The sequence below is a fragment of the Streptomyces sp. NPDC021100 genome (assembly GCF_044333095.1).
Taxonomy (GTDB): domain Bacteria; phylum Actinomycetota; class Actinomycetes; order Streptomycetales; family Streptomycetaceae; genus Streptomyces.
On sequence record NZ_JBIRQH010000016.1, the window covers coordinates 1 to 22,431 of the forward strand.

The following is a 22,431-nucleotide window of genomic DNA, read 5'->3' on the forward strand; positions in this document are numbered from 1 at the left end:
GGGGCGACGTCCGCAAGGCCCATTTCGGCGGTCTGCTTGTCGTTGACCCGGTGCACGACCCGGCCGGAGAGCTGAGCGCGCAACATGGTGGCGCCTTTGCCGAGTTCGGACCCGAAGCGCTGTCCGCAGATTTCCAGGTAGATGCCGACCGCGCGGGACATCTGGGCAAGCCTGATCAGTGACGTGACGAGCCGATCCCGGCGTTCCTCGTCCTTCTTGGAGGCGGTCAAGAACAGCTCGGCGACCTCATCGACCAGGACGACGACGGGCACCGGCCGTACCTTCTCCGGCAGCTCCCACAGGTCCACCACGCCGTGTGCGGCGAGGAGATCGAAGCGTTCTTCCATCTCCGCTACCAGCACATTCAGCAGGGCCACTGCTTGGTCGGGGTTCGTGGCCAGGGCCGAAAGCCGCAGGGCGTAGCCGGACTGTTCGACGCCGCGTTTGCAGTCCACACCAACCAGCGCCACCGGCAGCGACGCCAACCCTTTGATCAGGTTGCGTTGAAACATGGACTTGCCCGACAGGTTCGCGCCCAAGGTCAGCCCGTGCGGGACCGTGCGGTAGTCGCGCACGAACGCAGTCCCGTCATCCCGCAGCGCGACCGGGACCACCATGTCCGCCGGCCGGACCTTACGAGGCATCCGGACACGGCGGAGCACGTCGTAGCCAGTCATGCGCAGTTCCACGAAGCCGGGCCGGGTCTCGATCACGTGGACCGAGTGCACGCCCCAAGCGTGGCGCAGCCGTTCCGAGGCCGCCGCCAAGTCCGCCGGTTCCAACCCGGCCGGCAGCCGCAGCGTGACCCGAAGGCCGGTCATCGTGCCGCGCACCCGACGGATGCGGGGCGGTACCTGCTGGACCTCTCGGCGGGCGACGTTGCGGACCATGAACGCCCGCAGACCGGACGGCTGAACCGTCAGCCCGCACACGCCCATCGTGGAGCGGTACGTCCAGATGAACCGGCCCCAGGTGGCCGGCATGCCCACCAGCGACCAGTACACACGAGACGAGCGGGCCTTCGCGTACCCCAGACCACCGGCACCGGCCAAGGCGCCTGAGGCTTCGAGGACCGTGGCTATGTCCGTCATCGTCAGACCGCCGGCGTGACCGCGACCGCGCGGAACGAGATCCCGTGACGCTTCTGACCGTTGAACTCCTTCTCCCAGTCCCGAGCCTTCAGGCCCACCACGGACACCGGTGCACCCGGGGTCAGACCGTCGGGGAGACCGGTCTCCGGAACGGTCACCTGGTACAGGTTCCCCTCCCCCTCGTCCGAGACCAGCAGGCCCACCGTGGACAGGCCGGCGCCGGTCTCCCGGTCCACCGCCCGCTCACCCGTCTGCTTGTTCACCAGCTTCGGAACCGGCGGCGTGGCCACGAACACCACAGCGGTCGAAAGATCAATCTTGAAGGACGGCATGGAGCACTCCTTGAGTCAGCCTCGTTAGAGGCTCAGTGGATTGGAGTTCCAGTGCGTCGCTGCCAGCCCGCTCAGAAACGGACGGCAGACCCGCGCTCTCATCTGGTGCGCACCACTAGGTTGCATCTGGTGCGCACCAGATGTCAAGTGGTCCCGCATAAAGGCCCGACAACTCGCCTTGGTGCGACCCAACTAGCGAAGCGCGTCCATCAACTCCCGTGTAGCCAACAGGGCTTAACGTGCTCAGGGTTAACCCCTGCCGGCCAGCAGCTTTGTGCGGCATCCTTCTGTTGGGGCACGGGTTCCGCATTCGGGGAGGGTGAAGGTGACGAACGGACTCCGAACAGCACGCAACTCCCGTGGATGGTCGCAAGAACGACTGGTTCGAGAGATCGAACGGTACGCGCGCCAGCATGGAGCAGTTGTCGCCTCCACAGCGAGTTTGCGCGTCTACGTCTCGGAGTGGGAGAACGGCAAGCGGCCCATCACTGAGCGGTACGCAAAGGTCCTTCGCGCGCTCCTCGGTGTCACCGATGGTGAGCTGCTCGGCAGAGATCGAGAGTCTTCTGTCACAGCAGACGGCTATGACGAACTAGTGAACCGGATCGACGCGGCCCGCGCTGTGAGCCTCACCATGGTGGAGACATTCGCTGACCAGACAGAGCTACTGCGGACCATGGACCGACAAATGGGTTCAGCAGGTCTGGTCGATGAGATGACCGCTCACCTGGCGAGACTTGAGGACGCTCTCACCTTCGCGGCTCTTCCTGAGACTCGACGCCCCGTCGCCCTGGCACTGGCCGGCGCCGCCACTCTCGCGGCATGGCAAGCCCTGGACTCTGGAGCGGCCGAGAGGGCTTGGCGCGACTACGAGCTCGGCAAGCGCGCCGCGAGGGAGGCCGAAGAGCCGATGTACCTCGCCCATGCCACGGCGGAGCAAGCCTACGTACTTTGTGACGCCGGAAGGCCGGCCGCTGCGGTCCGGCTGGTGAGGGAAGCCCAGCGTCTGGGTGGCACGTCGATGTCACCGCGACTTCGCTCATGGTTGTACGCGGCAGAAGCCGAAATCTGCGCCAGGGCCTCATTACCCGACGATTGCCGCCGGGCTTTGGACAATGCCATACGCCTTCTACCGCCCGGCCAAGAAGCCCGTGACCCAGATATGTTGAGCATTTTCCTTAACCAAGACCATTTGAGTCGATGGCGTGGAAATGCGCTCGCTCTCATCGGTGATGACGATGCGGTAAGCGACTTGTACTCGTCGCTCGACGCCATGGACCCAACCTTCATTCGAGCATCGGCGGGCGTACACTGCGACCTGGCTCACGCTCACCTGGCACGCCAGGAGTACGACCAGGCGAGGGACCACCTTCAGCACGCCAGGTTGCTGGCCAATCAAACCGGGTCAGTACGACAGCGTCGGCGAATCAGTCAGCTCACGAGCGGCTTGTAGAACGCTCAGCATTTCGCCTTGAGGCCAGCACATAGAGCAGTGCAACTAGGGTTCCGGAGCCCATGAGTTCGCCACGAGCCATCAGGCCAGGGATATCTGCAAGCGGGACCCAGGCAACATGACCGGCCTCTTCAAGGTCGGTGGGCTCGCCGACCTTACTTGCCCCATGTGCGACGTAGACCTCATGAGGCGAGTCGACCATTCCAACCATGGGTTGAAACGTGACGACATGCTCGACCCTTTCAGGGCGCCAACCCGTCTCTTCTTCGACCTCTCGCGTCGCAGTCGTGGCCGGCTCTTCTCCAGCATCCACGATGCCACCTGGGAGCTCCCAGCCGAAGCAGTCCGGTACGAAACGATAGCGCCACAACATCAGCACTCGGTCCTGCTCATCCAAGACGGCAGTAATCGCCACGTGATGGAGTCGCACAACGTGATGCTCGAACCGCTCAACGCCCGGTGGCTCTACATCGGCGAGGGTAAGTTTCACCCAACGGTTATCGTAAACGGTCCTTTCGCCATGAATCTGCCAGCGTTCGAGATCGTCGGGCGCCTCTACGGAAACGGACTGATCCGGCACTCGGTACGAGCTCCGCCCTTGTACTGTGATCACTCCCTCGGCAAGGAGCCTCGCCAAGACCTGCCGCAGCGCCGTACGACCGATGTCCAGCTGCTCCGACAACGTCCGCTCCGACGGAAGCTTGTCCCCGGGCGGGTACTTGCCAGTCCGGACCCACTCACGGATTGTGTCGTAGACCCGCTCCGACTTCGGTCCCATTCCCTGAGCACACTCCCCGGTGTCGTCAAACTGGCACGCACCAGCGTAGCCGTCACGACCTACGGACAACAGGGCCCTCACCCAACTCAGCGATCAGCTGCGCAGCCAGACCCGACGATGTCGGGCGACCTCGAAGACTTGCTCCACCTGCGCCGGGGCGAGCCTGCCAGAGAGGGGGCCAAGCGCAGAGACTTCGCGCTCCTGGTAGATGTGAACGGCGTACCGCGTAGCCGATCGGACCAAGGACTCGATATCAACGAAGACAATCATCGGCTCGACCGGAACGGCGAACCCGCAGTACCGTTGCAAAACACTCTGTACGCGCATCGCTTCTGATTCACTTGCCGCAACATACGGCTGAGGCGGGCCACCATTTATCTTGACCACCTTGTCGCCGACCCAAACTATTGCCCCGGGGTGACGCTTAGTGTTGATGCTGAATACCCCACCGGGACCCATTAACAGGTGATCGATATCACCACCACGACCATTCGGAACGCCGTGAAGTACGCGCCACCCGTGTACTCCGAGACGTTCCAGTTCGCGGCCGGCTCGCTGCTCACCGGCAAGGCCCACATAGAACGCATCCCATTCTGAGGTACGCCCACTCACCTTGGACCAAAAACGCTGAATCGGCGACGGACCTCGTACGGCCAGAGCCTCAAGAAGTCCTGCACCAGGAGGGTTGCGAGCCAGGTCGTCCGCAACCGTCATTTTCGGGAGCTTAGGCATCCGGTTGGGCAGGGACCCGGATGGGGCGTCAGACTGAGGTCGTTCTGCTCCAGGATTGGCCCCGGAAGGCTCAACATCTGTCTCCGCTGCTTGGTTCACCGTCACCGAATCTCCAAGGTGTTGCCGAAGGAGCACCAAAGCTTCTACTCGGTACTTCTGCACCTTGATCGTGACGGCTTTCGTTCCTCGGTCAGCCCAGGCAACCGCAGTGCCGTCAGGCAGGTTCACATAGAGCCTGTCCCGGCCGTGACGTTTCCATGGATTTACCGTGAGATCGCTCATGCCCCGCCCCCAGGTGTCCCGTCCCCACAACCATGGGACCAGCCACTCAGTCTCCAGGCAAGACCAACCCTGCCAGGCTCTGAGCCAAGCTGTTACAAGTTTCTCTACCTCATCAAGGCCCGCCGCGCACGGCGCGGCGCGCGGGGCCGCTCGCTCGGGCTCGCCCGGCCTGCCTACGGCGCCGGGCAGCCCGGCGGCGGCCCCGCGCCATTGGTGGTACGGCGGACCGAAAAGGTGAAGGTCAGAACGATGCCTCCGGCGGGGGCGCTCCAACTCCGGGATGGGAGGGGGCGCCGCTTGCGGGTGCCGGTGCATCGTGGCGTGCGTGGGGAGGCTCCCATCCCGCCTACCTTCGACCCAGGACAAGCCGAGCAGACGCGGCCCATGGCGTCCAGGTCGTTCGTACAGTGGCGCGCTCCACCTGGACGCCATGGACCACGCCCGCTCCACATACGTGTGGGTCGAAGGCAGACGGGATGGGAGCCGGGAGAGGTCTGTGGAAGGGAAGCGGGGCCGCCGGGTGCAGGTCGTGTCGTGGCTTCGGTGACATCCACCGCTGACATCAACGTCGGCGGACAACAGCGACTCTCCGCAGGCGAGAGGAGGCTCCTACCGCACAAGAAGAACGGCTGCGGAAGGGTCCCGTTCGAACTTACAAAGCGGATGTCGGCGGTTCAAATCCGTCTGTGCCCACCAGCAGAAACGCCCCGGAGCGAGCACGCTCCGGGGCGTTTGACATCTAGAGCGTGTCTCTTTGGTGGGTTGATCGGTTGATCCGATATGCCTGTCCGGTTAGTGATCATCGATGCGATGTGGGACCGGATCGAGCCGCTGATGCCGGCCGATCCGGTCCGTGGACGAAGGTGGGCCGACCACCGCCGAACCTGGAAGCCATCGCGTGGAAGTACCGCACTTGCTCACCTTGGCGTGACCTGCCGGAGGAACTCGGGTCCTTTCAGACCGCGCACAAACGGCGCACAAACGCCTGATCAGGTGGGCCGTGGACGGCACATGGGAACGAATCCTCGCGGCGATCCTCGCTGTGGCGGATGCCGGTGGCGACGTGGGCTGGACGGTCTCGGTGGACTTCACCGTCTGCCGCGCCCATCAGCATTCGGCCGGAGCCAGGGAAAAAGGGCTTCCGACCGGCCCGAGCCCGAGGAGCACGCGCTTGGACGCTCTCGTGGTGGCTTGAGCACGAAGGTCCACTTGGCAAGCGACAGTCGGGCACGGCCTCTGTCAATGCAGGTCACGGCAGGCCAGGCTGGTGACGCGCTGGCCTTCGAGGCGGTCATGGTCGGAATCCGAATCCCGCGAAGGGGACTCGGCAGGTCAAGAACCCGCCCTGCGGTCGTCCTTGTGGATCGCGCCTACTCCTCCCGCGCGATCCGCGGGCGCCTCCGTCGACGCGGCATCCGTGCGGTCATCCCGCAGCCCGCCGACCAGGTCGGCCACCGCCTGCGGCGAGGCCGCGCCGGTGGCCGGCCCCCCGGCTTCAACGTCGAGGCATACAGGGAGCGCAATGCCGTCGAGCGATGTATCGCCCGACTCAAGCAGTGGCGCGGCCTCGCAATGCGGACGGACACGCTCGCCATCGCCTACCAGGCCGCACTCCACCTTGCTGCCATCCTCATCTGGACCCGGTGCTGAGCAAGGCGCCCGAAGGACTCTTCAGGCCAACCCGTGCACGATGAGACGGTTCTGCTCTCCGTCAAAGATGCTGGCCAGGGCTTCGGCCTCCCGCAGGTTCCCGCCGAAGAGACTCCGCCGGTCGACGTGCACGGTCAGAATGTCGTGGCTGTCGATCACCTCAGAGATGCCCCGGGTCTCGATCGTGTCCGACCACGCATCCAGATTCCGGCCGAACCACTCCGGCAGCCCGCACGGCTCACTCACCGCGTCCCAGAAGTCGTTGAGGGTCTCGATCAGTCGACCACGCAGGTCAACGACCAGCTCGCTATCCGTCATCGCAGCAGACTAACCAGCCCACCCCACGAGGCACTCACCGGTCAAAGAGACAGGCTCTAGCTGGGCGACGCGGAGCCGGCCCGACGGCATGGTGCGCATGCTGGGGCAGAGGACTGTATGGCGCCGGCGGTTCTTCGTGACGTGGTGCTGACGTCGCTGCCGCGCGGGGACCTTGTCGAGGTAGTCCACGGTCCGAGTGCCATCGCCCCCAAGATCGGCTAGTAGGTCACCTGGGAGACCACCGGCACCTCGGCTGATGAGGGGCGCGCGCTGCGCTGCCCGCCCTCAGGGCCTAGCAACGCGTTCTCGGAAGTAGCCCGCGAACCCGGCGTCCAAAGCCGTGTCACAGGCGACAGCGGCGGTGACGGACGAGCGCGACCGACCTAAGATCGCGAAATGCGCGGATATTAGGCCGTGGGCCTGTTCGCAGGGCGGGCGGGAGAGACGTAGGCGCAGGGGCACGTCTCCTAAGCCCAGGCCGGTGGTCCGCGGCAAAGGGTTCAGTGCCGCCAGGGCACTGGCTGCATCAGTATGAGGTTCAGGGGGTCTACATGCACCAAGAGAAGCTCGGAAAGATACTCACATCAGTAGCAAAGAGAATGCGTGCTGACTTCGAGCAGTCGCAGAACTTTAATCATAATGGGGAGGCTGGGACGTCGCGCGAGGTGCTTGTCCAAAACTTTCTATCTGGGTACCTTCCGTCTCATGTCGAAGCTGTCCATAACGCCGAAATAATCGCAACCAATGGCGATGTGTCTCCGCAGGGTGACATCGTTCTCATTGATCGTGGAACGCCTCCGTTCACAAATCTTAAGGGCTTTCGTATTATCCCGAATGAATGCGTTTACGGCGTGGTGGAAGTGAAGACTAAGCTCGACGGTCATCAGCTCGTCGATGCCTGTAATAAAATCAGCCGCATGCGTATGCTCCCTAAAGTGGCATACCGTCCTATACCGGGCGTGATCGCGCGCTCAACTACTGCATACGGAAAAAAGTATAGCTTTTTCCCCACGTCGGGCATGATTTTTGCGTTTGACAGTCTCAACCTGGAAACCGTTGGTAGGCACCTTGTGGAATGGTGTCGAACTCGCAACCCTATTGAGTGGCCGGATAGCGTGTGGGTAGCGGGTAAAGGATATCTCCAGTGGAGAGATCCCCGCCATAATGCCCTGCTCAGATCGCCGAGGGCGGGTGCATCGCTTGTTCAGATTGATGCGATATCGGAGCAGGATGTCCTCCTTCCATGGGCGCTCCATCTCAATGTGCACTTTTCCGATGCTTGGATGAATCCGCTCGACCTGATCCCTTACTCCGGTGCCACGATGTTGGGGAAGGTTTCCAACGTCTGGTCGATATAGCTGACGTAGTTGTTGTTCGAGTGTTGATTTTTCCGTGTCGCCAATCACGCTGCGCGACACGGAAAAATCACCCTACTGCGAATCAGATGACCGCATCCCCAACAAAACGGCCGTCGTCTGACCGGTAGATCAGTCCAACGTCGTACCTATCAAGCAAGTCGTACATATCCGGGTCAGGGGCGGACGGCAAAAGCACGATGCGCTGTGGTTCACCTTGGTGCCCAGGAGATTTGACGTAACGGCTATAGTCAAGAAGTTTCCCGAGTGCCGTGCGCACGTCTTCCCGGGAGCTCGAGCCCTTCGCCTCATAGAGCACATGATCCGTCGCGTCGTATAGATCGGTGCGGAGAGTTGAAGTGAGCCCCTTCACCTTGATCTGGAAGGCACCAGTTTGATGTCCAGCAGCCTCCAAGCGTGCCCTGTATGCCTGAGTCAGTTCGGCCTCGTGGCGGACGGCCACGGTTGCAGCGGTCGCGGCTCGGAGGCTCAGCCTGGCGCTAAAGGCCGCAGGTATGACAAAGGTTCCGCTGGTCTCTGTATTGGGTGCTACTCCTCGGGAAGTTGTCCGCTTGGGTGTCCGTGGTTTGGGTAGTGGCAAGTCTCCGCTCGTCGCTGGGTCTGACTGGAACATGGCAGCTGTAACCATCTGGAACGGCACAAACTCCGCCAAGGTCTCGTCAGCAGGGGGAATCACATCTTGCACGGCGTGCTGTACTTCGCCCTCGGCGCGCAAGCGAAAGACGATGACATTGCGCTCGTTCCCGTCCTCGCCGTGAATTCTGCGCCACACATACGGCTGTGTTCCATCGAGCGCGAACGTTCCCAGGTACCTGTGAGTCTTCGTGTCACTCCCCGGGACCTTGCCGACTCGTGTGAACACCCGCAGAGTCCGCCCCTGCTCTGCATGACGAAGGATCGCTCGGTTTCCTGAACCCGCGATGCCATCGAAGGTCTGGTCGCCAACTTTGCCGGCGCCTGTGTACTCGAAGACGGGCCCCAACTCGTCCTCTTCAGCCAACCATCCGTCGTAGTACCCCAGATGCTCGCCCACATCTGGGTCTGAGTACAAGTTGACGCTTTGCTTGTCATCGGAGGGGCAGATCCCTCCTTGCGGGCTTCCTCCAAATAGGGCGCGGATCTCCGCGCGTGTACGGACATCGCCCGGCTTGATCTCCACAACGCTAGCGGTCATGGCCAGACCTTAGGGCACGCCGCGGGCAGCTCGGTTGGACAGGCCACAAGGTGAACGAACGCAGCGAGAGCAGCCCTGGTGCGGACCCGACGGCTGACGGGTGGTAGTCAGTGCACAGTGAAGCGGTCGAGACCGTGAAGCGTTCCTGAGTGAGCAGCAGATAGCGCAGGCGGGGGGGCACTGCACGGCGCACGGAACCGGCGGGACTCGATGAACGGCTGGCCAAACAGTTGGCAGAGTATGGGTTTTGGCACACCGCGGCTTCGACGGCTTGGACAGCGACGCAGCGCGATCCCGTGGTCGTCACCGGTTTCACAGCCAGCCGGCTAATAGCCCACTGCGGCACAGCGCATTGCCCAGGTCGGAGCAGTCTCCACCCTGGGTCTTCGGTGTTTCCTCACCCCGTGGGCGCCGTCGGCGGAGCGCTGTTGGTCCTCAGGGTTTCGGCGATCCAGCCCGCGTAGGCGGGCGCGTTGGTGTAGAGGCCGGGGCCCCGCGTGCACGGTACGTTCGGGGCGCCGGGGCCCGAGGTGACGCCGATCAGTTCCCAGCGGCCGTGCCGGCCCCGTCGGATCTGCGGTCCGCCGGAGTCGCCGTGGCACGCCATGGCCCGGGGGACGGTGCTGATGGTGCAGAGGCGGGTGCGGTCCGCGTAGCCGGGGGCGCATTCCGACATGGCGCCCCTGCGGGCGTCCAGCTCCTGCAGCCGGTCCGGGAACGCCCATTCGCCCTCGACGGTGGTGCCGAAACCCAGCAGCCGGGTCGGTGTGCCGGGCGGTCCCGGCCGCTTGGCGATCTTGATGGGTCGCTCGGCGACGGGGCGGTCCAGACGTATCAGCGCGATGTCGTTCTTGTTGGCGGCCTTGTCGTCGCCGTTCACGTAGCCGGGGTGGACGAAGGTCCGGTCGATCTTGCGGACGGTGCCGCCGGTCTTGCGGTGGTCGCTGCCGATCCGCACGGTGCCGTTCAGCTTGACGCCCTCGACCCGTACGCAGTGGGCGGCCGTCAGCACCCACTGCCGGTCGATCAGTGACGCCCCGCAGTTCGCGTCGACCAGGCCGGACTCCGGGACCGACATCGGGACGACCGCCATGAACGGATAACTCTCCGTGGCGTCCGATCCGTTGACGATGGCCCCGGCGCTGCCGGTCAGGACGGTGGCGCAGGCCGCGGCGGCGAGAGCGCCGATCGCGGCGGTACGGGCGGTACGGCGGCGCGGCGGCTTGAGGCTGAACACAGAGGCATTCCTTTTTCACCTGGTGGATGCGTGGTGATCCGTGCGCATTCAGGTTCGTTGTCCGGGCGCCGTCCGGCCAGGTGGGTAACGGGCCGGTCGAGGGTGGGGCCGGCCCCCTTCCGTGACGGGGGAGACCCGGAGGGGGGCCGGTGGCGCGTCTTCTGAGGGTCTTCGTCCTCGGGCTCCGGCGAGAGGGCCTTGGCTAGGCTGAGGGGCATGCCTGCCGCCTCGGAGCCGACGTGCCCCGCCGAGGAGATCAACCGCGCCATCCGCGCGTTCCTCGCCGACCGCGAACGCCCCCTGACTCCTGCCGAGCGCCGGGTGTACGAGGAGCTGCGGGCCCGGTGGGTGGACGCGATACGGCGCCGCGGCGGGCCGGCCGACGGCTCGTCCCGGGGCACCTGAGCCCGGCCGCGGGCGTGACGGGCCCGGGAGGGGCCGCTGGTAGCCTGCGGTCTTCGCCGGTCGCCCGGACGGAGTCCCCCCGGCAGGTCGCCACGTTTCCCTCCTGGCGGCAGCTCGCGGCAGCGCCCGACGGTCCGGACCGCGCGTTCGCGGACGGGTCGCGACGAGTTCTTCGAGTTCGAGGTCACCGACCTGCCCATGGGTTCGCACGGCGAATGCCCCGCCACCGACGAGCCGTTGGGCCGGCTCCTCACCGTCGCGCGCCGGCACGTCGGCGACGTGCGCCTGGACGCTCCCGCCTCCTCGCACACCTCCGGGAAGCCCTAGAACGGTGACGCGTCCGCCTCCGCCGGCCGGGGGAAGCGGGCGCGCATCGCGTCGATGCAGGTGTCGCGGGAGGTCGGGCCGCCGAAGCGGAGGCGGTCGTAAGGGGTGAACGCGGGCTCCAGTGCGTCGAGTTCGTCGATCAGGGTGTGGAGGCGTGCCGCCCAGGGGGCGGTTCCGGCGTCGGCGGTTCCGGGGGCGGCGCCGATCGCCGCCGTCAGGTACTCCTTGCGCTGGATGGTGTCCGGGCGCACGGAGTGCAGGCACACGTACCGGCCGCTCAGGTAGGCGTCCCACTCCGCCCGGCCCTCGGCCGGATCGGTCCAGTGGCCGACGAACCACGCCTCCAGCCGGTCCGGCCCGCCGGCCTCCTCGGCAAGGCCGAAGAGGTCCGCCGGTACCATCTCGGCGCCGTCCGACCGCAGGTACGAGGGGAGGGGCAGGCGTCGGGTCAGCATCAGTCCGCGTACCTCGTCCGCGTCCCGGCGGTGTGCCGCGCAGAGCTCGTCCAGGACGGCGAACTGCTCGGTGACGTAGGCGTCGTCCGCGGCCGTCATCGGGTGGTCGCCGTTGACGTCGAGGAAGCGGTCGGCGAGCTGCCGCCGGAGGGTGGGGGTGGGCATGGGCGTCTCCTGGAGGGCCGTCACGGGGTGGGCCGGCCGTGATCGTATGTGAATTCGATTGTGTGTTCGAATGGAGGGGTGGCGCCGGTATCGTTCCGGCCAGGAGGGCTGTGGCGAGAGGGGTGGGCGAGGCGGTGTTCACGGTCGAGGCGGGGGTGACCGGGTTTCGGGGGCGGGAGGAGCCGGCCGTGCCCATCGTCGAACCACGGGAGTGCCGGGTCGCTTGGTACACCGTGACCCGGGTCGGGCGAGCGCGCGTCGGGGAGTTCGTGGCCGCGGCGTATCCGGCCCATTTTCCACCGAGCCACGGCCGACGACAGGGCCGGGCGGCATGTCGCGCTGTTCAACGCCCACTATCCGCTGGTCGCCTTCGCCGACGGGCAGGGCGGGTTTCGCGAGCCGCCCGTGTGGGCCGCCGGGCTCGGGGGTCTGGGGTTCACCCTGCTGAGCGCGGCGCGGCTGTCGGCGCCGCTCACGGAGGCCGACGCTGCCGCCCTGTCCGGCGCCGAGCGGGAGCAGATCGCCTACTGGCGGCCCGAGAACCTCGGGTCGGTGCTGTTCAACCAGTGGGACTGAGCGGCCGGCCCCGGGAGCGGGCCGTTTAGGGTCGGGGGATGGTTTTCGGAAGGACGACGCGGGGCGGGCGGGGCGGGGAGCCGCTGCCGCCGGTTCTCGACTGGCGGGACGTCACCACGTTCACCGTCGGCGGGGTGGAACGGCAGGACGCGAAGGGCGGCCGTACGGTGTTCGGGCCCAAGGCCGTCCGCGTGCCCCGGCGGGAGGGGGCGGGTCGCGTCTTCCCGCCGTGCGCCCTGATCGTCGCCTCCGACGCGGACACCAGTGTGCTGTACGAGGACCGGGAGACGCGGCGCGTACTGTGCACGGTCGGGCGTGAGGGCGGTGGCCGGGCCGGCGGTGACGAGCGGTACGACGAGCGGTGCTACGTGGTACGGGACGCGGCGGGGCGGGAGATCGGGCGCGTCCGGCGCGTGCCGCCGGCGCGGCGGCTGCTGCGGCACACCTGGCGCGTCGAGCAGCCCGGGCACCCCGAGATCGTCGGACGCAACAAGTGGGCCGCTCTCTCCCGGCAGGACGCGGCCCTCCACGCCGCCGGCAGCCTCGTCGGAGGCGTCGTCGACTCGGTGCTCTCCTTCGGCGCCGAGGGCGGTGACGCGCCTCGCCGCGACCGGACGCTGCTCTGGATGGCCGGGGACGAGGAGGTGATGCGGTCGGAGGGGGCCGATTTCCGCGTCAAAGTCCCTTGGGTGGACCGGAGGTTGGCCTTCGCGGCGGCGGCCATCGGTGATCGGTGACCGGTGTCGGTGAGCCGTGTCGGTGAGCGGGATCGGTCGTCGGTGCGGGGCGGCATGCCCAGGCGATATTCGGATGCGGTGGTTCGTGTGCGTTCGTAATCTGGGCGCATGTCCCACACCCGGACCGCAGGTCCCGCATGCCCCGAGGAGATCAACCACGCCATCCGCAGCTTCCTGGCCGCGCGCAGCAGCCGCGCGCTGACCGGCGACGAGCGGCAGGAGTACGCCCGTCTGCGGACCGAGTGGCTCGCGGCCACCCGGGGGCGGGTGCGGTACTGCACGGCGGCGTGACGGCCGGTCCGGGTGCTTTCGGGCGAGGGTGCGTTCGGGGGCGGATGCGGCGAGGGGGCCGGGTACGGCCGCAGGAGCGGTACGGCCGCTGTGCCGGTCCGCGTGCCCCGCTTGATGAGGATTTGATGAGCTTCTCCTGAACTCTCCTCGGATCATGGGCCGTTTGTCAGTGGCCCCCCTTAGCCTGTCGGCATGTCCCTGGTCCCGTCCCGTCCGCCCGCCCAACAACCGGTCCACCAGCCCGCCCACCAGTCCGTCCGCCGGCAGCCGTGCGCCGAGGAGATCAACCGCGCCATCCGCGCCTTTCTGTCGGAGCGCCGGGGACGCGCGCTCACCACCACCGAGCGCCGCGAGTACGAGCAGATGCGCGCGGAGTGGCTGGCCGCCGGTCCGCTGCGGTGGCGGCGCGGACGCTGAACCCGGGCCCGGCCCTGCCCTGCTCGGCCCAGCCCTGCCCCGCTCGTCCCTGCCCGGCCCGGCTTCCGCGGTCGCGGATCACCCATGCGATGTCGCCGGCGCGACAGCCGCCGTCGCGGGTGTGACCCTGGAACCGGTGCCTGGGAGTCGGCGATGCCGGCACGCGACGTGCTCCGACGGTTGCCCCAGAGCTCTCCTCTCGCCCCGGCCATGTCCTCGCGCGGCGGGAGACGTGCGGCGAGAGGAGCCGGAAGGCGATGGCCGAGCCCAGTGAGAAGAACCCTGTGGGGCGCGCTTATCTCGGCGATGTGTTTATGCGCCATCCCTTGACGACGCAGAACCAGGAAGAGCTCGAAATCCTCCGGAAAGCGCGCTCCATCCTGGAGCGGAACCTGTCCAGGCTGAAGAGGAAGCCCAAGGACGGGGACAAGGAGATCTGCCCGGTCGGATTCTCCCTGAACGACGTGCGCTACGAGGGGTTTCCCGCCGGAGAGGACACGGCACGCCAACGCGGATGGCGTGCTTACCTCAACCTGGGCGTACCGCTCATCGAGGAGGAGTGCGGCATCGAGCAGCCTCCCCCCGACGTGATCTCCAAGCAGACGTATGTCAACGCCACCGACCCCGTTCAGTTCACCGCGACGGACACGGTCGAGTTCTCGATCTCGAACACCATCAGCTGGTCGCTTCAAGGGACGGTGCAACTGACCTTCGGAGCGAAGACCTCGGCGGCGGTGCAGGCGCAGTTGCAGAAGAGCATGGCGCTGAACAAGTCCATGAAGTCCACGCTGAAGAACAGCAAGGACAACATCGGCGTCGACAACGAGACCCAGAGCCAGGCGACGAGTACGACGACGGCTTCGGGTTCCCCACGGGCACCGGGGAACTGTCGGCGCAGTTGATGCTCGGGATCACCGCTTCCGTCAGCGGTTCGCTGACCACCGCCTGGAAACACACCTCGTCGGTCACCGTGCCGGTGGGCAGCCGGGTGGACGTCGTGGCCACGATGCGGCGCCAGGTCCGGAGGTTCTCCTACGACATCCCGGTCACCTTCGGCGGCCTGGTCGCCCTGTATTACGAGCAGCCGGTCCCGGTCAGGTGCGTTCCGCCGCAGACGGAGGACGAATACTGCCGGGTCATCGCGTGGCCGCTGGGTGAAGTGGCCGACGCGAAGGACGACTTCGACATGTCCGACCCGGGCAAGAGGTTCATGCAGAAGGGGCTGGCGGAAATCGTCGCCGTCAAGGTCGGGGAACATCGGGTCTTCCAGCCCGAGGAGATCGATATGAAGGACCAGAAGCAGCCTCTTTGATGGGTCCGAGAATTCTCCGGAAGTCTCAGGGAGCCCTCGGAGGAAAGGGAGCCGCGGCGCGCGCCGAGCCGGTCAGGAGGACGGGCATGTCTTTTGGAAACGTCTTCGACAAGGGCGGGGACCAGCACGGTTCCGCCGAGAAGTCCACCGAGAAGCTGCGCGGGAACACCCCCGGTGCCGAGGGCGTCTCAAAGGACGTCCGCGACCTGGAGGAGGAACGCGATCCCTGGCTGGTGCGCCAGACGGCACACGGGGCGTTCGGCGCGATGGAGTTCCTGGACGGCCTCTTCCGGAACGCCGAGGAAGTGGCCGCGGCCCAGCGCAAGGTCTCCGAAGACCCTCAGGCGGTGACCCGTACGGCGGCGTCGAATGTGAAGGCGTGCGGGCCGTTGGAGGTCGAGATCGGTGAGAAAGACATGCCGAAGATGGACGAGCTGTCGAAATACATCGACTACAGGGAGGCTTACGCCCTGATCGCGACGGGCCTGGGATCGTCGGAGGGCCTCGCGGTGGACCCGTCTGAGAACACGGCGTACGTCGCCGACCGGGCCGGGCACAAGCTCTCCGCGGTGGACCTCACCACCGGTGCGCAACGCGTGATCGCCACGGACCTGGGGGACGTCGGCGATGTGAAGGTGGACGGCAAGGGGCACGCGTACGTCACCGACTACGCCGGTGGGCGGCTGCTCGTGGTGAACCTGTCCGACGGTTCGTTCACCCCGGTCACGGGCCTCACCGGCGCGTACGGCGTGGCACTGGACGGGAAGAGCGGCAAGGCGTACGTCGCCGAGTACTCCGAAGGGAAGCTCATCGAGGTGGACTTGGGCACCAAGGACATCCGTCAGGCCGTCACCGGTCTCAACGCGGCCGGCGGCAACATCAACTGCGTTGCTCTGGACGGGAAGGGGAAGGCGTACGTCGGCGGCACCGTCGGCAGCCTGCAGGAGGTCGACCTGGCCGACGGCAGGCACCACGTCCTGGCGAGTCTGCCCGGCACCAATGCCGTGCGCGTGGAACTCGACGGCGCCGGCCGGGCCTACGCCGTCGACCCCGAGCAGAAGGGCCGCCTCCACGAGATCACGCTCGCCGACGGCGGGCACCGCGTGGTGGCCCTCGAACTGGAGTGGTGCAAGGGCCTCGCCCTGGACACCGCCGACGGCCAGATCTACGTCAGCAACCAGCAGGGGCGTCTGTGGCGGATCGGCAAAAGCGCGACCGAGGCCCTGGGCGGCGTCGGCAGGGTGGTCCCGCCGCCCGGGACATGAGGGCGCCGGGGCCATGAGGGCGCCGGGGCCGACCGCTCCTAAGAGGCCGTCCCCGCCGGCGCGTACACCCACGCCTCAGCTCCCGACGCGAGCGGCACCAGGGTGCGCGCGTAGTCGTCGACCTCGTAGTCGTCCGCCGCGGCCGGTTCCGTCGCCGTGATCAGCGGTGCCGTGCCCTCGACCGTGTCGGACGGGGTCGCCCGCCGGCCGGAGGATCGGGTGGTGGGCGGAGCCGCTGAGCACGACGACGTGCGGATCGGTGATCTCCACGGTGGCGAGCCGGTAGCCGGGCAGGGCGTCGGGCACGCCCGTGAGCTCGCGGCCGAAGAGGGAGCGCTGGACCTCGGCCTGGCGCGGCGTGCCGTAGGAGAAGAGGCGGACGGTGGGCTGTTCGATCATGGCCGCAGCATCGGCGGGGGTGATGTGCCGGTGTGACGTGAGGTGTGACTCGGGCGGGGTGGGTACGACCTGGGACGGCGTCCTTCCCCGCCCGGACCGTCCGGCCGTCCCTCCCCAGGAGCCCGCCCGTGGCAGAACCCGCCCTCCCCGCAGCCGCCTTCCCCGTACCCGCCCTCCCCGCCGAGCTGATCGCCGTCCGGCACGGCCAGAGCACGGCCAACGTGCTCTTCGACCGGGCCCGCGCCACCGGCACGCCCGCCGTACTGCCGCCCGGTGCCGACCCCCTCGTACCGCTGACCCCGCTCGGCCGGGAGCAGGCCGCCGGGCTCGGCCGGTGGCTGGCCGGGACGGTTCCGGACGCCGTCGTCGTCTCCCCGTACGTCCGGACCCGGCAGACGTGGGAGGCGATGGCGGACGCGGCCGGACGGCTCGGCTGCCGGTCGCCCCTGCCCCCGCCGGTCCTCGACGAGCGGCTGCGCGACCGGGAGATGGGCGTCTTCGAGGGGCACGACGCGCACGCGATCCGCGACCGCGACCCGGGCGAGGCGCTGCGCCGCGAACGGGCCGGCGAGTGGACGTACCGGCCGCCCGGCGGCGAGTCGCTTCCCGACGTCGCCGCGCGCGTACGGGCCCTGCTGCGGGACCCCGCCGCCGTCCCGCCCGGGCGGCGGGTGCTGCTCGTGGCGCACGACGCCGTCGTCGTGGCGCTGCGCCACGTGCTCGACGGCGAGACGCCGGCCCGGCCGTGGCCGGTGCCGAACGCCTCGGTCTCGCGGTGGATCGCCGACGGCGGGGGCGTGCTGCGGCGGGTGGAGTTCGGGGCGCGGCCGGGCGCGTAGCCGGTGGTGCTCGGCGCTCGGCGCTCGGCGTGTGGCTGGTGGTGCTCGGCGTCCGGCGATGTGCGTCCAGTGGTGCTCAGCGTCCGCCGCGTGGCCGGTGGTTGCTCAGCGTCCGGCGCGTCCGCACAGGGCGTCGTCGGCCAGCTTGCGCGCGGCCTTGTTGAGGCGGACGAGGTCGGGGGTGCCGCCGTCGCTGGTGATGGAGACGGCGACGGAGCGGCGGCCGTCCGGGGTCACGCCGGTGCGGGTGTACGAGCCGAAGCCGTCGCCCTCGTGGTGCCAGTAGCCGCCGCCGCAGGTGAGTGGGGTCCAGCGCACGCCCAGTCCGTACCCGCCGTCCGGCCACTGCGCGAGGTCGTCCGTGTCGCCGGTCCGTGCCACTGTCCGTCGCATCTCCCGGAGTTGGGCGGGCGGCAGCAGTTTGCCGCCGGCCAGGGCGCGGAAGAAGGTGCGGAGGTCGGCGGTGGTGCTGACCACTCCGGAGTCGGCCGTGTGCTGGATGCTGTGGTCGGTGACGTCCGTCATCTTGCCGTCGGGGGTGCGGAGGGTGACGCGGGCGTGCGGGCCGGGGAGGTACGGGTTGGCGCCCGGTATGGAGGTGTCGCGCAGGCCCAGCGGGGCGATGATGCGGTGCTCGACCTGCTCGCGCCAGCCCAGGCCGCCCGCCTTCTCGGCGATCATGCCGGCGAGGAGGTAGTTGGTGTTGGAGTAGGCCCAGCGCGGGTGTGCGTGGTCCGGGGTGAACAGCGGCCGGTGGCGCATGGCGACGGCCACCCATTCCTCGGCGGGCGTCGTGTTGTAGCGGACCTTGTCGAAGCCCTCGCCGAGGGCCCGGCCGAGCTCCGGGTCCCTGACGTAGTCGAACAGGCCGCTCGTCTGCCGGAGCAGATCGCGGACGGTGATCCGCGAACCGTCGTTGCCCTGGCCCTTGACGACGCCGGGGAGCCACTTCTCGACGGTGTCGTCGAGCGACAGCTTGCCCTCGGCGACCAGTTGGAGGACGACGACGGAGGTGAACGTCTTCGTCGTGCTCGCGATCCGGAAGCGGGCGTCCCACGGCGTCGGCGTCGAGCCGCCGCCCGCGCGCGACCGCAGCACGCCGCGGCCCGTGTCCACCTCGGCGAGCACCCGGACGTCCCCGCCCGCCGACCGGAGGGCCCGGACGTCCGCGTCCAGCGTGCCACCGTTCGCCGTACGACCGTTGGGGGCGGCCTGGGCCGGGGTGGCCGGGGTGAGGCCCGTCAGCAGGGCCGCCATCGCGGCGACTGCACCGCCCGCCAGCACGGCCCTGCCGCTCCGACGGCCCCCTCGCCCCTCGTGTCCGCGCACCCGCATGATCCGTTCTCCTCGCACTCGCGTCGTTTCGATGTACCGATCTCATCACCGGGGCCGCGGGCGGGCCATGGGCCTGAACACCGGGGGCGGGGTGTACCTGGCACCACCCCGCCCGGCGCCTCCGCCGCCGCGGACATACCGGTGAACGCCTGGGGTACGGGTGACCTCGGCCGTACCCGTGACCCCGTACGTCCCATGGGTGTTGGTTGCACGAGCGGCCGTTGCCGCGCGAGGAAAGGCCGGCGGGGGCACCGGCGGAAGGGGAGGGGACCGGCATGGCCAGGCGGATCACCGGAGCGGACCGGGTGATCATGGCGCGTTTCACGGCTCAGTGGCCGGACGCCCGGTGTGTGCTGGCGTACACCAGACACGAGTCGACGGCGGTGGTGGCCACCGTGCCGGTGCCGGGTACGTCCCCGGCCGCGGCCTCGCTGTGGGAGCTCGCGGGCCGCCACCTGACGGCCGGCTCCGCCAACGAGACGGAGGTCTACGGGAGATGGCTGCTCGGCGCGGGCTGGAGCATGAGCGTCATGCCGCCGTCCGACGGGCTCGTCGTGCACGGCGAACCCTGGACGCTGGACGTCGCGCGGAGCGCCGCTCTCAAGGAACCGGCGTACGGGTCGGACGGGGTGCACGTGGGGCGGCTGACGTTCGCGAGTTCTGAGGTGATGGAGCGGGTGGAGGGGCTGTTGCTCGGGTGAGTGCGGTGGACGCGGTGGGGATGAGGGGGTGGCGGGCGGCGGCGGTGAGGACGTCCGCCACCGCCCGCCCGGTCCGGCCCGCCGGGGTGACCGTCGTACCCCGGACGGGCGCGGACGCTTCAGGGGCCGTCGGATCACAACGGCCCGTGCCCGCGCGGGCGTTGGTCAGGAGACCGGGACGGTCCCCCTCATCGAGGGGAGCGGGGAGCGGGGGTACGGGAACCTGCCGTGCCCGGTGAAGGTGTGGGAGAACGTTCCCGGGGCGGGGCCGAGCCGGACGAGCCGTCGTCCGCCGTCACCGTGTGATCGGCGCCGCTCTCGTCGTCGGTCCAGATGACCGTCTCGCCGGCGCCGACGGTCGGTTCACCGGGAGGGAAGGCGAAGTCCCGGAGGGAGACGTGGGGCATGGGACGTGCTCCTCGGGTCCGGGCGCGTGGGTCCGCCCGCGTGAGGAGGGGCTGCCCGCCGCCGGGCGTTCCCATCCGGGAATCCGTCCGGACTCACCCGGGCGGCCTCAGGCGGAGAGGTGCCGGCGCTCCTGCGGTGCTCCGGTGGGTGACAGCCGGACGGCCGGCGCGCGGAGGACGGCGTGTGGCGGGTGTGCGGCGGGGGGTGCGGGAGCAGGGTGATCCGCGGGGGGTACGGGGGAGGGGGGCTGCGCGGCGCCGTACGCCTGCGGTGGCCGGATCTCGCCGCGCCGCTCCCGCCATGCGCGGTACGCCGCGCTGCCGCGCGCCAACTCCTCGTAGGCGTGCGCCACATCCTCGTACAGCGCGTCGGTCTGGGTGATGGACAGCGCGCCCGTCCGTGAGACCAGGGACAGCCGGGCCGTGAGGGGATCCCCGAGGAGCGGGCGGACGACCGTGCCGTCGGTCGGCTCGGCGGTGGGCTGGCAGAGGCGGACGGCCTCGCCGGACGCGACGAGGTCGGCGGCGGTGGCGGTGTCGCGGACCTGGAGCAGCCGGGGGTTGAGGCCGGCCGTCGAGAGGGCGCGGCGGAGGGCGGCGCAGTCGTGGTCGGCGGTCGGGTCGACGATCCAGGAGTCGTCGGCCAGATCGGGCAGCGCCACGCACGCGAGCGCGGCGACGGGGTGTCCGGCGGCCAGCGCGACGAACCGGGGCTCGCAGTCGACGACGACGCGCCGCTCCAGGCCCGGCGGCAGGTGCAGCGGGAAGCCGGCCGGCTCCTGGACGAGGGCGACGTCGAGCTGGTTGGTGGCGAGCAGCTGGATCAGAGCGGCCGACGAGACCTCTATGTGGATCGTGGTGTCCGTGCCCGGGAGCCGGCGGTGGACGCGGCGCAGCCACGCGGCCACGGTCGGCCCGCCCACGCTGCCGAGGCGCAGGCAGAGGCCGCCCATGCCGCAGGCGGCGTCCCGCGCGGCCAGCACGAGGGCGGTCATCTCGGCCACGATCGGGCGGGCGCGGGACAGCACGGAATGGCCGAGGGGCGTGGGGCGGCTGCCCGTCTGCCCGCGGGTGAACAGCACCCCGCCGATCGCTCCCTCGATGCGCCTGAGCTGGGTGGTGAGCGAGGGCTGGGTCATGCCCAGCTGTAATGCGGCCTTCCGTACGCTCCCGGTGTCGGCTATGGCGCACAGCGCACGGAGGTGCCTGACCTCAAGCTCCACGGTCCGGAGCATAACCGCGCCCCCTTGGCCACACCAGGCACATTCTCGGGCAGGTGTGTGAACGGCTCGTCAACCGCGCGCCGGTGTACGGGTGGTGGTGCGGGGCGCGAGGAGTGGTGCGGGAGGGACTGCTGCTGCGCCTGGGGTTGAAGCGGAACGGCGCGCTCGGGACGGCTCGCGGTGGGGCGGGCGTGTGGAGGGCGACCGGTGGGTGACCGGGGGGAGCGGCCTGGGTGATTGGCCGGAGCTATCGCCGATTGGCATCATCCCGGCCGCCGATCGCTCGGCAGACACTCTGCGGGACCAGACACTTCACCGGTTCGTCATCCGGCCGTGCGTCCCACCCGCACGGTCCGCGGCGGCGTACCGCAGGAAATGGAGTCCCCCACATGAACCACTCCATGCAGCGTTCCCCGAAGCGCTCCGTACAGCGCTCCGCCCTGGTCGCCGCGGCGGCCCTCGGTCTCGCCGTCGCCGCCACCACGGCGGCCGTCCCGGCGACCGCTGCCACCCAGGTGTCCCAGGCGTCCCCGTCGGGGCAGGCGGGGCAGGGCATGACGAGATCGTCGTACGTCGGCTCGGCCCAGGAAGAGGCCAACAACAAGGCGTTCTTCCAGGCCGTCATGAAGTCGGCGAAGGCCAAGCAGGCGGCGTCGCCCGGGCTGCGCACGGTCACGGTGACGTACGACGCGAGCCAGGCGCCCAGCTTCGCCGACGAGATAGCGCAGAGCGCACAGATATGGAACGGATCCGTCCGGAACGTCCGCCTCCAGTCGGGCTCCAACGCGGACTTCCGGTACTACGAGGGCGACGACTCGCGCGGCTCGTACGCCAGCACCGACGGCCACGGCCGCGGCTACGTCTTCCTCGACTACCAGCAGAACCAGCAGTACGACTCGGTGCGCGTCACCGCCCACGAGACCGGGCACGTCCTCGGCCTGCCGGACCACTACTCGGGCCCGTGCAGCGAGCTGATGTCCGGCGGCGGCCCCGGCCCGTCCTGCACCAACCGCTACCCGAACGCCAACGAGCGCAGCCGCGTGGACTCGCTGTGGCGCAACGGGCTGTCCGCCTTCGACAAGCAGGGCGCGCTGAAGAAGGTCTACTGACGGGCCGACGGGCAGCCGTAGGGGGTCCGGCCCCGAGGGGACGTG

The 22,431-nt window shown here is 68.6% G+C and carries 26 protein-coding genes and 1 pseudogene; 15 read left to right on the plus strand and 12 right to left on the minus strand.

The window, feature by feature from the left end:
• Both ACH4PU_RS25350 and ACH4PU_RS25355 read right to left on the minus strand, forming a co-directional pair.
• On the minus strand, positions 1–1,091 hold a 1,091-nt coding region (locus ACH4PU_RS25350), incomplete at its 3' end, for an FtsK/SpoIIIE domain-containing protein (RefSeq protein ID WP_398276324.1).
• 2 nt (positions 1,092–1,093) lie between these two features.
• Complete coding sequence (locus tag ACH4PU_RS25355) at positions 1,094–1,423, minus strand: hypothetical protein (protein WP_398276327.1); 330 nt, start codon at positions 1,421–1,423, stop codon at positions 1,094–1,096.
• Between the two features lie 325 nt (positions 1,424–1,748).
• Here ACH4PU_RS25355 and ACH4PU_RS25360 point away from each other — a divergent pair, with 325 nt between their 5' ends.
• Positions 1,749–2,876: an XRE family transcriptional regulator gene (locus ACH4PU_RS25360; RefSeq protein ID WP_398276330.1), complete on the plus strand. Its 1,128-nt coding sequence runs from the start codon at positions 1,749–1,751 to the stop codon at positions 2,874–2,876.
• Here ACH4PU_RS25360 and ACH4PU_RS25365 read toward each other — a convergent pair.
• Both ACH4PU_RS25365 and ACH4PU_RS25370 read right to left on the minus strand, forming a co-directional pair.
• Complete coding sequence (locus ACH4PU_RS25365) at positions 2,860–3,654, minus strand: NUDIX domain-containing protein (protein ID WP_398276333.1); 795 nt, start codon at positions 3,652–3,654, stop codon at positions 2,860–2,862. The genes ACH4PU_RS25360 and ACH4PU_RS25365 overlap by 17 nt on opposite strands.
• Positions 3,655–3,747: 93 nt before the next feature.
• Positions 3,748–4,668: a nuclease-related domain-containing protein gene (locus ACH4PU_RS25370; protein WP_398276336.1), complete on the minus strand. Its 921-nt coding sequence runs from the start codon at positions 4,666–4,668 to the stop codon at positions 3,748–3,750.
• 780 nt (positions 4,669–5,448) lie between these two features.
• Between ACH4PU_RS25370 and ACH4PU_RS25375 the strand changes: the two are divergent.
• Positions 5,449–6,318 (plus strand): annotated as a pseudogene (locus ACH4PU_RS25375) (IS5 family transposase).
• Positions 6,319–6,339: 21 nt separating this feature from the next.
• On the opposite strand, the gene ACH4PU_RS25380 reads toward ACH4PU_RS25375, so the two are convergent.
• Positions 6,340–6,636, minus strand: a complete 297-nt coding sequence (locus tag ACH4PU_RS25380) for a barstar family protein (RefSeq protein WP_398276339.1) — start codon at positions 6,634–6,636, stop codon at positions 6,340–6,342.
• A gap of 551 nt (positions 6,637–7,187) precedes the next feature.
• Between ACH4PU_RS25380 and ACH4PU_RS25385 the strand changes: the two genes are divergently transcribed.
• Positions 7,188–7,994 (plus strand): DUF6602 domain-containing protein, encoded by an 807-nt coding sequence (locus ACH4PU_RS25385; RefSeq protein WP_398276342.1) that lies wholly within the window; start codon positions 7,188–7,190, stop codon positions 7,992–7,994.
• 82 nt (positions 7,995–8,076) lie between these two features.
• On the opposite strand, the gene ACH4PU_RS25390 is transcribed toward ACH4PU_RS25385, so the two are convergent.
• Together ACH4PU_RS25390 and ACH4PU_RS25395 are read right to left on the minus strand one after the other, a co-directional pair.
• The gene (locus ACH4PU_RS25390) at positions 8,077–9,186 is read right to left on the minus strand and encodes a hypothetical protein (RefSeq protein ID WP_398276345.1); all 1,110 of its coding nucleotides are present in this window, start codon (positions 9,184–9,186) and stop codon (positions 8,077–8,079) included.
• Positions 9,187–9,583: 397 nt separating this feature from the next.
• Positions 9,584–10,423: a S1 family peptidase gene (locus ACH4PU_RS25395; protein ID WP_398276347.1), complete on the minus strand. Its 840-nt coding sequence runs from the start codon at positions 10,421–10,423 to the stop codon at positions 9,584–9,586.
• Positions 10,424–10,639: 216 nt separating this feature from the next.
• Between ACH4PU_RS25395 and ACH4PU_RS25400 the strand changes: the two genes are divergently transcribed.
• Together ACH4PU_RS25400 and ACH4PU_RS25405 are read left to right on the plus strand one after the other, a co-directional pair.
• Positions 10,640–10,828: a hypothetical protein gene (locus ACH4PU_RS25400; RefSeq protein WP_398276349.1), complete on the plus strand. Its 189-nt coding sequence runs from the start codon at positions 10,640–10,642 to the stop codon at positions 10,826–10,828.
• 198 nt (positions 10,829–11,026) lie between these two features.
• Positions 11,027–11,155: a hypothetical protein gene (locus tag ACH4PU_RS25405; RefSeq protein WP_398276352.1), complete on the plus strand. Its 129-nt coding sequence runs from the start codon at positions 11,027–11,029 to the stop codon at positions 11,153–11,155.
• Here the strand turns inward: ACH4PU_RS25405 and ACH4PU_RS25410 are convergent.
• Positions 11,152–11,775: a DUF6058 family natural product biosynthesis protein gene (locus ACH4PU_RS25410; RefSeq protein ID WP_398276355.1), complete on the minus strand. Its 624-nt coding sequence runs from the start codon at positions 11,773–11,775 to the stop codon at positions 11,152–11,154. The genes ACH4PU_RS25405 and ACH4PU_RS25410 overlap by 4 nt on opposite strands.
• Positions 11,776–12,180: 405 nt before the next feature.
• Between ACH4PU_RS25410 and ACH4PU_RS25415 the strand changes: the two genes are divergently transcribed.
• From ACH4PU_RS25415 to ACH4PU_RS25445, 7 genes are all read left to right on the plus strand, one after another.
• Positions 12,181–12,351, plus strand: a complete 171-nt coding sequence (locus ACH4PU_RS25415) for a hypothetical protein (protein WP_398276358.1) — start codon at positions 12,181–12,183, stop codon at positions 12,349–12,351.
• 38 nt (positions 12,352–12,389) lie between these two features.
• On the plus strand, positions 12,390–13,088 hold the full coding sequence (locus tag ACH4PU_RS25420; protein ID WP_398276361.1) for a hypothetical protein: 699 nt from the start codon (positions 12,390–12,392) through the stop codon (positions 13,086–13,088).
• 108 nt (positions 13,089–13,196) lie between these two features.
• Positions 13,197–13,379, plus strand: a complete 183-nt coding sequence (locus tag ACH4PU_RS25425; protein WP_398276364.1) for a hypothetical protein — start codon at positions 13,197–13,199, stop codon at positions 13,377–13,379.
• Positions 13,380–13,571: 192 nt separating this feature from the next.
• A complete protein-coding gene (locus ACH4PU_RS25430) occupies positions 13,572–13,796 on the plus strand; it encodes a hypothetical protein (RefSeq protein ID WP_398276367.1) in 225 nt (74 codons plus the stop codon).
• 257 nt (positions 13,797–14,053) lie between these two features.
• Positions 14,054–14,698, plus strand: a complete 645-nt coding sequence (locus ACH4PU_RS25435) for a hypothetical protein (RefSeq protein WP_398276370.1) — start codon at positions 14,054–14,056, stop codon at positions 14,696–14,698.
• On the plus strand, positions 14,698–15,108 hold the full coding sequence (locus ACH4PU_RS25440) for a hypothetical protein (RefSeq protein WP_398276373.1): 411 nt from the start codon (positions 14,698–14,700) through the stop codon (positions 15,106–15,108). Before ACH4PU_RS25435 ends, ACH4PU_RS25440 begins: the two co-directional genes overlap by 1 nt.
• Positions 15,109–15,194: 86 nt before the next feature.
• Positions 15,195–16,373 carry a hypothetical protein gene (locus ACH4PU_RS25445; protein WP_398276376.1) on the plus strand — a complete coding sequence of 393 codons (1,179 nt, stop codon included), beginning with the start codon at positions 15,195–15,197 and terminating at the stop codon, positions 16,371–16,373.
• Between the two features lie 75 nt (positions 16,374–16,448).
• Here ACH4PU_RS25445 and ACH4PU_RS25450 read toward each other — a convergent pair whose 3' ends face one another.
• Positions 16,449–16,772 carry a hypothetical protein gene (locus tag ACH4PU_RS25450; protein ID WP_398276379.1) on the minus strand — a complete coding sequence of 108 codons (324 nt, stop codon included), beginning with the start codon at positions 16,770–16,772 and terminating at the stop codon, positions 16,449–16,451.
• A 128-nt stretch (positions 16,773–16,900) separates the two neighbouring features.
• Here ACH4PU_RS25450 and ACH4PU_RS25455 point away from each other — a divergent pair, with 128 nt between their 5' ends.
• Positions 16,901–17,611 (plus strand): histidine phosphatase family protein, encoded by a 711-nt coding sequence (locus tag ACH4PU_RS25455; RefSeq protein WP_398276382.1) that lies wholly within the window; start codon positions 16,901–16,903, stop codon positions 17,609–17,611.
• Between the two features lie 105 nt (positions 17,612–17,716).
• Here the strand turns inward: ACH4PU_RS25455 and ACH4PU_RS25460 are convergent, their stop codons facing one another.
• Positions 17,717–18,946, minus strand: a complete 1,230-nt coding sequence (locus tag ACH4PU_RS25460; RefSeq protein WP_398276385.1) for a serine hydrolase domain-containing protein — start codon at positions 18,944–18,946, stop codon at positions 17,717–17,719.
• A 275-nt stretch (positions 18,947–19,221) separates the two neighbouring features.
• On the opposite strand from ACH4PU_RS25460, the gene ACH4PU_RS25465 reads away from it, so the two are divergent.
• Positions 19,222–19,647 carry a hypothetical protein gene (locus tag ACH4PU_RS25465; RefSeq protein WP_398276388.1) on the plus strand — a complete coding sequence of 142 codons (426 nt, stop codon included), beginning with the start codon at positions 19,222–19,224 and terminating at the stop codon, positions 19,645–19,647.
• A 188-nt stretch (positions 19,648–19,835) separates the two neighbouring features.
• On the opposite strand, the gene ACH4PU_RS25470 is transcribed toward ACH4PU_RS25465, so the two are convergent.
• Positions 19,836–20,054: a hypothetical protein gene (locus ACH4PU_RS25470; protein ID WP_398276391.1), complete on the minus strand. Its 219-nt coding sequence runs from the start codon at positions 20,052–20,054 to the stop codon at positions 19,836–19,838.
• A gap of 107 nt (positions 20,055–20,161) precedes the next feature.
• Positions 20,162–21,289 (minus strand): LysR family transcriptional regulator, encoded by a 1,128-nt coding sequence (locus ACH4PU_RS25475; protein WP_398276394.1) that lies wholly within the window; start codon positions 21,287–21,289, stop codon positions 20,162–20,164.
• 377 nt (positions 21,290–21,666) lie between these two features.
• Between ACH4PU_RS25475 and snpA the strand changes: the two genes are divergently transcribed.
• Complete coding sequence (gene snpA, locus ACH4PU_RS25480) at positions 21,667–22,386, plus strand: snapalysin (protein ID WP_398276397.1); 720 nt, start codon at positions 21,667–21,669, stop codon at positions 22,384–22,386.
• Positions 22,387–22,431 lie beyond the last annotated feature (45 nt).

What these genes read in the sequence shown, in the direction of transcription:
- ACH4PU_RS25355 (WP_398276327.1), bottom strand. Translation starts at nt 1,423, where the DNA reads ATGCCGTCCTTCAAGATTGATCTTTCGACCGCTGTGGTGTTCGTGGCC.
- ACH4PU_RS25365 (WP_398276333.1), bottom strand. Translation starts at nt 3,654, where the DNA reads ATGGGACCGAAGTCGGAGCGGGTCTACGACACAATCCGTGAGTGGGTC.
- ACH4PU_RS25370 (WP_398276336.1), bottom strand. Translation starts at nt 4,668, where the DNA reads ATGAGCGATCTCACGGTAAATCCATGGAAACGTCACGGCCGGGACAGG.
- ACH4PU_RS25380 (WP_398276339.1), bottom strand. Translation starts at nt 6,636, where the DNA reads ATGACGGATAGCGAGCTGGTCGTTGACCTGCGTGGTCGACTGATCGAG.
- ACH4PU_RS25385 (WP_398276342.1), top strand. Translation starts at nt 7,188, where the DNA reads ATGCACCAAGAGAAGCTCGGAAAGATACTCACATCAGTAGCAAAGAGA.
- ACH4PU_RS25390 (WP_398276345.1), bottom strand. Translation starts at nt 9,186, where the DNA reads ATGACCGCTAGCGTTGTGGAGATCAAGCCGGGCGATGTCCGTACACGC.
- ACH4PU_RS25400 (WP_398276349.1), top strand. Translation starts at nt 10,640, where the DNA reads ATGCCTGCCGCCTCGGAGCCGACGTGCCCCGCCGAGGAGATCAACCGC.
- ACH4PU_RS25405 (WP_398276352.1), top strand. Translation starts at nt 11,027, where the DNA reads ATGGGTTCGCACGGCGAATGCCCCGCCACCGACGAGCCGTTGGGCCGG.
- ACH4PU_RS25410 (WP_398276355.1), bottom strand. Translation starts at nt 11,775, where the DNA reads ATGCCCACCCCCACCCTCCGGCGGCAGCTCGCCGACCGCTTCCTCGAC.
- ACH4PU_RS25420 (WP_398276361.1), top strand. Translation starts at nt 12,390, where the DNA reads ATGGTTTTCGGAAGGACGACGCGGGGCGGGCGGGGCGGGGAGCCGCTG.
- ACH4PU_RS25425 (WP_398276364.1), top strand. Translation starts at nt 13,197, where the DNA reads ATGTCCCACACCCGGACCGCAGGTCCCGCATGCCCCGAGGAGATCAAC.
- ACH4PU_RS25430 (WP_398276367.1), top strand. Translation starts at nt 13,572, where the DNA reads ATGTCCCTGGTCCCGTCCCGTCCGCCCGCCCAACAACCGGTCCACCAG.
- ACH4PU_RS25435 (WP_398276370.1), top strand. Translation starts at nt 14,054, where the DNA reads ATGGCCGAGCCCAGTGAGAAGAACCCTGTGGGGCGCGCTTATCTCGGC.
- ACH4PU_RS25440 (WP_398276373.1), top strand. Translation starts at nt 14,698, where the DNA reads ATGCTCGGGATCACCGCTTCCGTCAGCGGTTCGCTGACCACCGCCTGG.
- ACH4PU_RS25445 (WP_398276376.1), top strand. Translation starts at nt 15,195, where the DNA reads ATGTCTTTTGGAAACGTCTTCGACAAGGGCGGGGACCAGCACGGTTCC.
- ACH4PU_RS25450 (WP_398276379.1), bottom strand. Translation starts at nt 16,772, where the DNA reads ATGATCGAACAGCCCACCGTCCGCCTCTTCTCCTACGGCACGCCGCGC.
- ACH4PU_RS25460 (WP_398276385.1), bottom strand. Translation starts at nt 18,946, where the DNA reads ATGCGGGTGCGCGGACACGAGGGGCGAGGGGGCCGTCGGAGCGGCAGG.
- ACH4PU_RS25465 (WP_398276388.1), top strand. Translation starts at nt 19,222, where the DNA reads ATGGCCAGGCGGATCACCGGAGCGGACCGGGTGATCATGGCGCGTTTC.
- ACH4PU_RS25470 (WP_398276391.1), bottom strand. Translation starts at nt 20,054, where the DNA reads ATGCCCCACGTCTCCCTCCGGGACTTCGCCTTCCCTCCCGGTGAACCG.
- ACH4PU_RS25475 (WP_398276394.1), bottom strand. Translation starts at nt 21,289, where the DNA reads ATGCTCCGGACCGTGGAGCTTGAGGTCAGGCACCTCCGTGCGCTGTGC.
- snpA (WP_398276397.1), top strand. Translation starts at nt 21,667, where the DNA reads ATGAACCACTCCATGCAGCGTTCCCCGAAGCGCTCCGTACAGCGCTCC.